This is a genomic window from Mesorhizobium sp. CAU 1741 (assembly GCF_039839275.1).
Taxonomy (GTDB): Bacteria; Pseudomonadota; Alphaproteobacteria; order Rhizobiales; family Rhizobiaceae; genus Aerobium.
In genome coordinates this window covers 500,072-512,029 of record NZ_JBDOQP010000003.1, presented here as the reverse complement: position 1 = coordinate 512,029, position 11,958 = coordinate 500,072, and the positions used below count along the sequence as shown (strand labels likewise).

General features: G+C 64.0%; 7 protein-coding genes. 3 read left to right on the top strand and 4 right to left on the bottom strand.

All coding sequences use genetic code 11. From position 1 onward, the window contains the following. Positions 1 to 2,334 carry an ATP-binding protein gene (locus AAFN84_RS16160; RefSeq protein WP_347515629.1) on the bottom strand — a complete coding sequence of 778 codons (2,334 nt, stop codon included), beginning with the start codon at positions 2,332 to 2,334 and terminating at the stop codon, positions 1 to 3. A 146-nt stretch (positions 2,335 to 2,480) separates the two neighbouring features. Next, positions 2,481 to 5,126 (bottom strand): aminopeptidase N, encoded by a 2,646-nt coding sequence (gene pepN / locus AAFN84_RS16155; protein WP_347515628.1) that lies wholly within the window; start codon positions 5,124 to 5,126, stop codon positions 2,481 to 2,483. Between the two features lie 138 nt (positions 5,127 to 5,264). Between pepN and AAFN84_RS16150 the strand changes: the two genes are divergently transcribed. After that, on the top strand, positions 5,265 to 7,538 hold the full coding sequence (locus AAFN84_RS16150; RefSeq protein ID WP_347515627.1) for a xanthine dehydrogenase family protein molybdopterin-binding subunit: 2,274 nt from the start codon (positions 5,265 to 5,267) through the stop codon (positions 7,536 to 7,538). A gap of 7 nt (positions 7,539 to 7,545) precedes the next feature. Next, entirely contained in the window at positions 7,546 to 8,490 is a 945-nt protein-coding gene (locus AAFN84_RS16145; protein ID WP_347515626.1) for a DMT family transporter, read from the top strand. A 55-nt stretch (positions 8,491 to 8,545) separates the two neighbouring features. Here the strand turns inward: AAFN84_RS16145 and AAFN84_RS16140 are convergent, their stop codons facing one another. Next, positions 8,546 to 9,391 carry a uracil-DNA glycosylase gene (locus tag AAFN84_RS16140; protein WP_347515625.1) on the bottom strand — a complete coding sequence of 282 codons (846 nt, stop codon included), beginning with the start codon at positions 9,389 to 9,391 and terminating at the stop codon, positions 8,546 to 8,548. Between the two features lie 45 nt (positions 9,392 to 9,436). Further along, positions 9,437 to 10,033: a hypothetical protein gene (locus AAFN84_RS16135; RefSeq protein ID WP_347515624.1), complete on the bottom strand. Its 597-nt coding sequence runs from the start codon at positions 10,031 to 10,033 to the stop codon at positions 9,437 to 9,439. A 229-nt stretch (positions 10,034 to 10,262) separates the two neighbouring features. Between AAFN84_RS16135 and AAFN84_RS16130 the strand changes: the two genes are divergently transcribed. Further along, positions 10,263 to 11,942 (top strand): electron transfer flavoprotein-ubiquinone oxidoreductase, encoded by a 1,680-nt coding sequence (locus tag AAFN84_RS16130; protein ID WP_347515623.1) that lies wholly within the window; start codon positions 10,263 to 10,265, stop codon positions 11,940 to 11,942. Positions 11,943 to 11,958 lie beyond the last annotated feature (16 nt).

Here is an 11,958-nt window from a genome sequence, read left to right as displayed (position 1 = left end):
TCAGGCCGCCTTCTTCGCCTGATTTCCCTTCAAAGGGATGCGCACCGAGACGATGGTCCCCACGCCTTCGGTGGAGCGGATTTTCAGGGCGCCGCCATGCAGTGCGGCGAGCGAGCGAGAGATGGCCAAGCCCAGCCCCGAACCACTGTGGTTCTTGGAGAACTGGTTCTGCACCTGCTCGAAGGGGCGCCCAAGCTTCTTGAGCGCGTCCCTCGGAATGCCGCAGCCGGTATCCTCGATCGACAGCATGATGGCGCCCGAAACCTTGCGCGCCCGCAGTGAGATGTGACCGCCATTGCCGGTGAATTTCACCGCATTGGACAGCAGGTTGATGACGATCTGCTTGATCGCACGGCGATCGGCGTAGAGCACCATGGAGTCGGAGATCTTGGTCTCGACCGTGATCGACTTTTCGGCTGCCTGCAGCGCGACGACGCGCACGGTCTCGCTGATGAGCGGCGCGAGATCGATGCCCTCGCGCTCGATGGAGAATTGACCCGCCTCGATCTTGGACATGTCGAGGATGTCGTTGATCACGCCGAGCAGGTAGGAACCGGCCCCGTGGATGTCCTTCACGTACTCGCCGTACTTCTCCGAGCCAAGCGGCCCGAAATAGGCCTGCTGCATCATTTCGGAGAAGCCGATGATGGCATTCAGTGGAGTGCGCAGTTCGTGGCTCATATTGGCCAGGAATTCCGATTTCGCGCGGCTCGCCGCCTCGGCCCTTTCTGTCTCCTTCATGTATTTGCGGTTGAGCTCGACGAGCTCCGCTGTGCGCTCTCCCTCGGCTTTTCGCGCCAGGCTGAGGTCGTGGATCGTCGCCATCAGCCGGCGTTCGCTGTCGACGAGCTTTTCCTGATGCTGCTTGAGCTGGGTGATGTCGGCGCCGACCGAAACCATGCCTCCGTCGCGCGTCTTCAACTCGTTGACCTGCAGCCAGCGCCCGTCGGCGAGCTGGCGTTCATAGGTCGCGCCGCCCGACGGGCCGTTGGCGTTGGCAAGGCGCCGCTCATGAGCCAGCGCCGTCATGCGCTGGTCGATCAGCTTGCGTGCCGTGCCCGGCACGATGTCCTGGTCAGAAAGGCCGTTGTCCTGCTGGTACTTGGTGTTGCACATGACCAGGCACTGGCTGGAGTCCCACAGGACGAACGATTCCGAGATGTTCTCGATCGCCGTGCGCAGCCGCAGATCCGCCGTCTCGGAGCGTTGCGCGAGATTGCGCTGCTCGGTGATGTCGATGGCGATGCCCACGAGATGGATTTCCGGCGCGTCGGGATCGTTGACCTGCGCCTTGGCGCGGATCCAGACCCAGTGCCCGTCGGCATGCCGCATACGGAACACCTGGTCGACCTGGTCGATCTCCCGCGAGACGATCCGGTTGGCGATCTCGAAGAGGTTGCCGTCCTCGTGATGGATGATCTCCGAAACGGCACCGAAGGACAGCATCGATTCTGTCGGTTCATAGCCCAGCATGTCGTACATCGAGCGGGACCAGTACATCCTGCCCCGCACCATGTCCCAGTCCCACAGGCCGCACCGGCCGCGCACCAGTGCGAGGTCGACACGCTCGTGGGCCTCCAGATAGAGCCTGTCGGCTGCCTGTGCCCGCGCTGCCTGCCCGAAATAGGCGTAGAGGATGACGATCAGCACGGCTGCGGTGGCGACGAAGAGCGTGACGTTCAGCGTCACCTCCTTGCGCCATTCGGCAAACACGCTGTCTCGCGGGATCATTGCGAGCGCCGCCGCCTTGCGTTCCTCCGCTGCGGCCATCGCCGCATACCAGATCGTGTCGCCCACTCGCACTTCCATGACGCCAGCGCGTTCACCGAAAAGGAACAGCGGCTGCCCCCCGGAGATGACGTCCTCCAGCGACCGTCCAAGCCACGTCGCGCCGAGCGGAGTGGCAGCCTTGACGGCCATTTCGCCGTCGACGATCAGCAGCGCATGGTGGCCGCCGAGCGGACCAGAGCGGGTAATATCTTCGATGAGCATGCGATAGACGGAATCGTCCGTCTCGCCACGCGTTTGGCGTGCGGTGAGGGCGTGGGCAATCTGGGTGGAAGCCAGCCCTAGCAGGGCCCTGGCGGAGCGGTCGACGTCCTCGCGATCCGCCATCAGGGACAGGCTGCGCGTGCCTGCGACCATGACGAGAAAGACGACGATGAGCACTGGGATCAGGCGCTTCAGCACGGGCTCGGCGGCCAGCAGGCGCCGATAGGCGGGCGCCGCGATCATCCGCGCGTGGCCGCTCAGGCCAGCGCCAGCTCTCTGTGCTGCGGCGCGCCGCGCATAGAAGCTCCCATCGGGCGCGTTCCACGCGTCCGCCTTAGCCATGGAATGGCTCCCCATCCTGTCCCTCGATTGACCCCGCAACGCCGCACGTCCGAATCATCCATAAGGAATCAGACGCGATTCTCCGTGTCCAGTGGGCGCGGCCCGAAAAGTTACGAAATCGTTAGGGGCCGGAACGCCCTGCGCACCTATGCGAGCGTGCGCTCCACGATGTCGCGCAGGTCGCTGGAAAGGTCCGCTGGCGCGGCGATTTCCAGAAGCGCCTCGCGTGCCGCTGCCTGACGTGTGGGCTCCAGTGAGCGCCAGGAACGCAAAGCGGTGGCAAGCCTCGCCGCAACCTGCGGATTTCGCTTCTCGATTTCCAGCACCGACCTCGCAAAGAAGCGATAGCCGGCACCGTCGGCCCGATGGAAGCCGGTCTGGTTCATCGTCGAGAAAGTGCCGATCAGCGCGCGCACGCGGTTCGGGTTGCGGATCGAGAAGCCCGGATGGCGGGTCAGCGTCTCCACCCGTTCTACGGCATCGGCGGTCGGCGCCGTCGCCTGGATCTGGAACCACTTGTCCAGCACCAGAGGGTCGGCGGCATATTGCCCTTCGAACTCTGCCAATGCGGCGACCGTGCGGTCATGACCGGGAAACCTGTGCGCCAGCACCGCTAGAGCGGCGGCCTTGTCGGTCATGTTCGTCGCAGTCTCGAACTGGCGCGCGGCACGGCCGGGCTCGTCGTCGCTGGCGGCGAGATAGTCGAGCAGCACGTTGCGCAATGCCCGCCTGCCGGCGCTGGCGGCATCGGGGTTGAACGCTTCCCCATTGTCCAGACTGTCATAGAGACGCGAGAAGACGTCCGTATTGTCGGTGGCTATCTTTCCGGCGAGCGACTCGCGCGCGACATGAATGGCGTCCGGATCGATCTGCGATCCGATCTCCCGTGCGATGTCCGCTTCGGCTGGCAGCGTGAGCGCCAGCGCGCGGAATGCCGCCTCCAGGCTGTCGTCGTCCGCGATCTCCGCGGTCGCACGGATCAGCCCTTCGCCGAACTGCGGCGGCTTTTGCCCGCGCACCGCGCGGAAGCCCTGGATCAACGATTCGGTGAAGACGGTATTGAGCGCCTGCCAGCGGGCGACAAGGTCGCTGTCCTTGCGCGCGAGGAAGAGCAGGTCGTCCGAGCGCTGCTCGATCGACAGCGTGATCGGCGCCGAAAAGCCACGGTTCAGCGACAGGGCAGGGCGCTTGGGGATGCCACGAAAACGTACGCTCTGCTTGCGCTTGCGGACATGAACGATGCCGTTCTCAACCGTTGCGCCGTCGATCTCCGTCGGCACGATGTCGTTGCCGTCTTCGTCGACCAACCCGAACGCAAGCGGAATGTGCATCAGGCGCTTGCGGCTCTCGGACGGTGTCGGCGGCACCGATTGCTCGATCTCCATGCGGAACTCGCCTGCTTCCGCGTCGTGTGCGGTGGTGATCGTCAGGTTGGGTGTGCCAGCCTGATGGTACCAGAGGGCGAACTGCGACAGATCCTGCCCGGACGCGTCCTCGAACGCCTTGAGGAAATCCTCGATCGTGGCGGCCTCGCCGTCATGCCGGGAAATGTAAAGGCCCATGCCTTTCCGGAAGTCGTCGGCGCCGAGAATCGTGCGTATCATGCGCACGACTTCCGACCCCTTCTCGTAGACGGTCGCGGTGTAGAAGTTGTTGATCTCCCGATAGCGGCGCGGGCGGACCGGGTGGGCCAGCGGCCCCTGGTCCTCGGGAAACTGGTGAGCGCGCAAGGTACGCACCTCGGCGATGCGCTTCACCGCGCGCGAGCGCTGGTCGGCCGAGAACTCATGATCGCGGAAGACGGTCAGCCCTTCCTTGAGGCAGAGCTGGAACCAGTCGCGGCAAGTGATTCTGTTGCCAGTCCAATTGTGGAAATACTCATGCGCGATGATTGCCTCGATATTGGCGAAGTCGGCATCGGTCGCCGTGCTCTCGTCTGCCAGCACGTATTTGTCGTTGAAGACGTTGAGGCCCTTGTTCTCCATCGCGCCCATGTTGAAGTCGGAAACCGCGACGATATTGAATACGTCGAGGTCATATTCCAGTCCGAAGACCTCCTCGTCCCATTTCATTGAGCGCTTGAGTGCGTCCATCGCATAGGCGGCGCGGTCGCGCTTTCCGTGCTCGACATAGATGCCGAGATCGACCTTGCGGCCCGATGCCGTGGTGAATTCGTCGGACAGAAGGGCGAGGTCGCCTGCCACCAGCGCGAACAGGTAGGACGGCTTGGGAAACGGATCGTGCCAGAGCGCATAGTGGCGTCCGCCCTCCAGATCGCCACTCTCGACAGGATTGCCGTTCGACAGCAGGATGGGCGCGGCACCCTTTTCCGCTTCGATACGCACCGTGTAGACCGACAGCATGTCCGGCCGGTCGATGAAATAGGTGATCCTGCGAAATCCTTCGGGCTCGCACTGGGTGCAGTAGACTCCGTTCGACAGATAGAGCCCCATCAGCGAACTGTTGTGGGCCGGATCGAGACGCGTCACGAGGGTCAGCCGGAACGTTTTCCCGCGCGGCGGCCTGGCGATCGTCAGACGCTGAGGCGTTGCTTCATAGGCCGACGCATCGGGCTCTTCGCCGTCGATCAGGATGCTGGCCAGCGACAACTCGTCTCCGTCGAGTACCAGCGGTGCATCGGCAGCGACGCCATCTCGGCGCTCTATATCGAGTTCGGCCGTGACCGTGGTCGCCTCGGCGGAAAGCTGGAAGCTCAATGCCGTGCGGGGGATGGCGTAGTCGCTCGCCCGATAGTCCTCGATGCGGAAAATCTGACCCGTGTCCTTGCGCATTCGCTGCTGTTCCCTCAGCGGCACGACGCCGCCCCTAATGATAATCGACTCGTGGTCTTTACATGATCACACTGCTCGACAAAACTGTCAGGCGATCTATCTCACCGCCATCAGCCACCTAGCCTCCAGGAAGCCACCATGAACGTCATTGCGCCGAAATTCGGTATGGGAGCGTCCGTCACGCGTCTGGAGGACGACGCGTTCACCACCGGCAACGGACGCTATACAGACGATATCTCGCCCGACGGCGTCCTGCACGCCTATGTGCTGCGGTCTCCCGTGGCCAAGGGCACGTTCACGATCGGGTCACTCGACGCGGCCCGCGCGGCACCGGGCGTGCATCTGGTTCTCACCGCTGCCGAGATCGACCATCTGGGCCAACTCCGGTCGGGAGCGATGCAGAAACAGCCGGATGGCAGCAAGGCGCAGACACGCGACATTCCCGTCCTGTGCCGCGACCGCGTCAATTATGTCGGCGATGCCGTGGCGTTCGTCGTCGCGGATACCCGCGCACTGGCCCAGGACGCCGCCGAGCTGATCGAAGTCGATTACGAAACCGAGGATGCGGTTTCCAGCACCGCGGAATCCACCGAAAAGGCATTCGAATATCACTTGGGCGACAAGGAGCTTGCCGACAAGGCGTTTGCCGCCGCCAAGCACGTGACGCGCATTCGCTTCCTGAACAACAGGCTGATCTGCAACTACATGGAGCCACGCGCCGCGATCGGCGAGTGGAATGCCGCGGATGAAAGCCTGACCCTGACCACCGGCTCCCAGGGTGTCCATTCGATGCGCCGCATCATCGCCGACCAGGTGTTTTCCATCCCGCACGACAAGCTGCGCGTCATCACGCCGGATGTCGGTGGAGGTTTTGGCCCCAAGGTGTTTGTCTACCGCGAATATCCGCTGGTGCTGGAGGCCGCGCGTCGTTTGGGCCGTCCGGTGAAGTGGACCGGCGACCGGACCGAACATTTCCTCACCGACGCGCAGGGCCGCGATAACGTCGTCGAGGCCGAGATGGCAATGGACGAGGAGGGGCGGTTCCTCGGCCTTCGCGTCCGCAACACCGCCAATATGGGTGCATACGCGCATCAGTTTGGGCCGACGATCCCGTTCATGGGCGCGACCATGTCGACGGGCGTCTACGACATCCCCGCGCTCGACGTCACCATCACCGGTGTCTACACCAACACCTGCCCGGTCGATGCCTATCGCGGCGCCGGCCGTCCCGAAGCGGCGTTCCTCGTCGAGAAGCTGGTCGACGCCTGCGCCCGTGACCTCAGCATGACGCCTGACGAGATCCGCAGCCGCAATTTCATCCAGCCGGCGCAGTTTCCATACCGGACGCCGACCGGCCGATGCTACGACGTCGGCGAGTTCGAAGGCCACATGCGGGCCGCGATGGAGCGTGCCGATTGGAAAGGCTTTGCCACGCGCCGCGACGCGGCCGAGGCGGAAGGCAAGCTGCGCGGCATCGGCATGGCGACCTATATCGAGGCCTGCGCCTTCGCCGGCTCCGAACCTGCCCATGCCGTCCTTAACGAGGATGGAACGGTCACATTGCTGATCGGAACCCAGTCGAACGGGCAGGGGCACGCGACCGCCTATGCCCAACTCGTCGCCGAAAAGCTCGAGCTCGACATCAACCGGATACGCCTGCATCAGGGCGACACGGCCCGCCTCGACAAGGGCGGCGGCACCGGGGGCTCGCGATCGATCCCGCTCGGTGGCGTCTCGGCCTCGCGGGCCGGGGAGGACCTGGCCAAGAAGATCAGGAAGATCGCCGCCGACGAACTCGAGGCGGCGCCGGACGACATCGAACTCGCGAATGGCGAGGCGCGCATCGTCGGCACCGACCGCAGCATCGACTTCGCCTCGGTCGCCAGGGCTGCGAAATCGCCGGACGATATCAAGGGCTTCGGTGACTTCGTTCAGGAAGAGGCGACCTATCCGAACGGCACACATATCTGCGAAGTCGAGATCGACCCCGACACCGGTACCACCGACATCGTCAACTATGTCATCGTCGATGATTTCGGCGCCACGCTGAACCCGCTTCTGCTTGCCGGTCAGGTTCATGGCGGCGTGGTTCAGGGCATCGGACAGGCGCTGACCGAAGACGCCGTCTACGGCGAAGACGGCCAGCTGCTCTCGGCAAGTTTCATGGACTACGCCATACCGCGAGCCGATAGCGTGCCATCATTCCACTTCGAGACCCGCAACGTGCCCTCGACCACCAATGCCATGGGCATGAAGGGGGCTGGCGAGGCCGGCACGATCGGCGCGGCGCCAGCCGTCATCAACGCCGTCACCGACGCGCTTCACAGGGCATACGGAATCGGTCATATCGAGATGCCCGCCACGCCGCAGCGCGTGTGGCAGGCGATCGAGCAGGCCCGTTCCCCGAAATGATGCGTCCGTGACACCATCTCCCGCCGCCGCCGGCAACCCGCTGCGCGGCATCACGCTCAAGATCGTCTCCGTGACCATCTTCGTGGCGATGTCGGCATTCATCAAAGCGGCGGGACAGTTGCCGGCGGGGCAGATCGTCTTCTTCCGCTCGTTCTTCGCCATCCTTCCGCTGATCGTGATGCTCGCATGGCGGCGCGAACTGCGCACGGCGCTCAGCACCAAGCACCCTTTGAGCCACATCGCGCGCGGCGTCGTCGGCGTCACCTCGATGGGCTTGGGATTTTTCGCACTCACGCGCCTGCCTCTGCCGGAGGCCATCACCCTCAACTATGCGCAGCCTCTGCTCGTCGTCGTCTTCAGCGCGCTGTTTCTTGGCGAGACGATCCGCATATTCCGCTGGACCGCGGTGGTGATCGGTCTCGTTGGCGTCGTCATCATCTCGTGGCCGCGGCTGACCCTGTTCAGCGAAGGTGCCGGCCTCGGCAACGACGAACTCGCCGGTGTTCTTGCAGCTTTTGTCGGCGCGGCGATCTCGGCGGTGGCGATGCTGCTGGTCCGCCGGCTGGTGCAGACGGAAAAGACGGCGTCTATCGTGTTGTGGTTCTCACTGACGGCCTCGGTGGCGGCGCTCCTGACGATTCCCTTCGGCTGGGACCCTCTCACAATGCGGGCCACACTATTCCTCGTCGCCGCGGGCATCTGCGGCGGCGTCGGGCAGATCCTCATGACGGAGAGCTATCGCCACGCCGAGGCTTCGACGGTCGCGCCTTTCGAATACAGCTCGATGATCCTCGGCATCGCGGTTGGGTATCTTGCATTCGGGGACCTGCCGACGGCGCACACCGTGGTCGGCGGCATCATCGTGGTCGCCGCCGGCATCTTCATCATCTGGCGCGAGCGCCAGCTCGGCCTCGAACGCGGCAAGGCACGAAAGGTCGCGCCGCCGCAGTAGTCGCGGCACTCCCGACGGATTTCCTGAGCATCCGGCTTCCCACGCATCGGCATAATCAGCCGCGAAGCGCGTCCAGCTTTGCCCTGATCTCCAGCAGATCCCGCCATGCAAGTTTCTTATGGGCGGGATTTCGCAGCAGATAGGCCGGGTGAAGCGTCGGCATGGCGGGGATATCCACTCCCGCTGGGGTACGGTGGACCTTCCAGTTGCCGCGCAGGCGCAGGACACCTTCGGTGGCGTTCAGCAGGACCTTCGATGCCGGTCCGCCCAGCGTCACCAGCACTTTCGGCCGTGCCAGCTCGATCTGGCGCTCGATGAACGGCCGGCAGATCTCGGTTTCGAGCGGCGTCGGCGTGCGGTTGCCCGGCGGGCGCCACGGGATGACGTTGGCGATATAGGCGCTCTTGCGATCGATCCCGATCGCCGCAAGCATCCGGTCGAGCAACCGTCCCGAGCGGCCGACGAACGGTAGTCCTTCGATATCCTCGTCGCGGCCCGGCGCTTCGCCGACCAGCATCAGGTCGGCCTGCGGGTCGCCGTCGGCGAACACCATCTGTTTGGCGGTGAATTTCAGGTTGCAGCCGTCGAAGCCGGCGAGGATTTCGCGCAGTTCATCGAGCGAGGCAGCCTCGCGTGCAAGTTCGCGCGCGCGGGCAGCTTGTGCCTCGTCCGGCACGCTGACGGCGGGAGCGGGGCGGGGCGGCGGGGCGGTCGGCTCCAGCCGTGGCCGCGCCGGCGGGTTTTCGTCGCCTGCCGGAGGGGTGCGGGCCACGGTTGGCGCGGCCTCCGCAAACCGGTCCACGGGAATGTCCATCAACGCTTCATCGACACCCGCGTCGGCATAGAAGCGCAACAGTTCGCGCAGGTCGAACGCCGGCTGGTTGGAATCTGCTGTCTGCATGGCTCCATTGTCGCGCGCCGGCTCGACGGGAGCAAGCGGACATTGTCAGGAGAAGGGCACGGTCGGGTCCTGCACCAGGAAGAATTGCCATCGCGGCGTGAAATCCGTGATCAGGAAATCGAAGCGCGCCGTCTCGCCGGGGTCGACGGTACCGTTTCGATAGAGAAGCCTGTCGAACGGCTCGTAGTCCCGGCTGAATTCCTCAAATCGGTCCGACGAGATGTTCACCGAGTCGGTGCGCCGCTGGTCAAAGGAAAGCCCGTCGCCGAATATGCTGGGCTCGCCGCGCACCTCCTGCAGTTCGAACTCGAACTCCAGCCATGGCAGGCCGCTATTGTTGATCGCCTCGGTGCGGATATAGATGATGCCGTTGGCGAAATCGCCTTCCATGTGCTGCGGGCGGATCGGCCGTTCAGCCCTGATGACCACGGTGACCGGACTGGCCGAGAAGAACTCCTGCGTGAGCACCACCGGGTCCTGCGCAGAACCGGTGCCGGAAATCGCGACGATCGCAAAGCCACCCATTTCGTCGGAGTAGGAGTAGGGACCGGCATGCCACCGCCCGAGATCGTCGGCCGCCTGCGACGCTTGTCCCGCGAGCGCGATCATCGAGATCAACAGGGCAGGCCACATCCTTGGCATACGTCCTCCCTCTTCCTCGAACCTACATGCTGGCCGGCAGGACGGGAAGTGACTTCAGGTGAGGGGACCTGCACACTTCGGTAATTTGACGTTTACGTAAGAGGTATCTATTGTTGTGGTGCTTCTGCGGTGCAAGGTCGCGGGCTGTTTCGTCCAACCGAATCATGCGTTATGAGCGGGAGTACACAGAGAACTTGAGTGCCGACGGGCTGACGCGGAGGATTGTTTGATGAGCGAGATTGAACGCGAGAGCATGGAATTCGACGTCGTGATCGTCGGTGCGGGGCCGGCGGGTCTGTCGGCGGCGATCCGTCTCAAGCAGGTCAATCCCGAACTCTCCGTCGTGGTACTGGAAAAGGGTGCCGAGGTCGGTGCCCACATCCTGTCTGGCGCCGTGGTGGACCCGATTGGCATCGACCGCTTGCTGCCCGACTGGCGCTCCGAGAGCGATCATCCCTTCAAGACGCCGGTGACGGCCGACCACTTCCTGATCCTCGGCCCCGGCGGTTCGGTGCGCCTGCCGAATTTTTTGATGCCGCCGCTGATGAACAATCACGGCAACTACATCGTCTCTCTCGGCAATGTCTGCCGTTGGCTGGCAGGTCACGCCGAGGCGCTCGGCGTTGAAATCTATCCGGGATTTGCCGCAGCCGAGGTGCTTTACGATGACGCCGGCGCCGTTATCGGCGTTGCGACGGGCGACATGGGCATCGAGCGCGACGGCTCCAGAGGTCCGAACTACGCGCCAGGCATGGCGCTGCTGGGCAAATACGTGCTGATAGGCGAGGGCGTGCGCGGCTCCCTCGCCAAGCAGCTCATTGCGAAATTCGACCTCGGCGAGGGCCGCGAACCACAAAAATACGGCATCGGGCTCAAGGAGCTGTGGCAGGTCGCGCCCGAGAAGCACCGGCCCGGCCTCGTGCAGCATTCGTTCGGCTGGCCGCTCGGCGGCGCCACCGGCGGCGGGTCCTTCCTCTATCATCTGGAAGACAATCAGGTCGCCGTCGGCTTCGTCGTCCACCTGAACTACAAGAACCCCTATCTCGCGCCATTCGAGGAGTTCCAGCGCTTCAAGACCCATCCCGCGATCCGCGACACCTTCGAGGGCGCCAAGCGGATATCCTATGGCGCGCGCGCGATCACCGAAGGCGGCTACCAGTCGGTGCCGAAACTGACGTTCCCGGGCGGGGCGCTGATCGGCTGTTCGGCCGGTTTCGTCAACCTGCCGCGCATCAAGGGCTCCCACAACGCGGTGCAGTCTGGAATGCTTGCCGCCGATCACGTCGCCGAGGCAATCGGTTCCGGCCGCGCCCATGACGAGATTGCGGGCTATGAAGCCGCGTGGCGCGCCAGCGACATCGGCAAGGACCTCAAGAAGGTTCGCAACGTCAAGCCGCTGTGGTCGAAGTTCGGCCTGTGGCTCGGCGTCGGCCTCGGTGGCCTCGACATGTGGCTCAACACGCTCATCGGCCTGTCGCCATTCGGTACGATGAAGCACGGTAAGACCGACGCGGCCGCACTCGAGCCGGCTGCCAAGCACACGAAGATCGACTATCCAAAGCCCGACGGCGTTCTCACCTTCGACCGTCTGTCGTCGTTGTTCCTGTCCAATACGAACCATGAGGAGGATCAGCCGATCCACCTGCAGGTCAAGGACATGGACCTGCAGAAGCGTTCGGAGCACGATGTCTATGCCGGGCCGTCGTCACGCTATTGCCCGGCGGGCGTCTACGAGTGGGTCGATGCGGACGGCAACGCCGCCGCTGATCGCATGGGCGTGGATGTCACCTTCGTCATCAACGCGCAGAACTGCGTCCACTGCAAGACTTGCGACATCAAGGACCCGAACCAGAACATCAACTGGGTCCCGCCGCAAGGCGGCGAAGGGCCAGTCTACCCGAACATGTGATGTCTTGACGATCGAA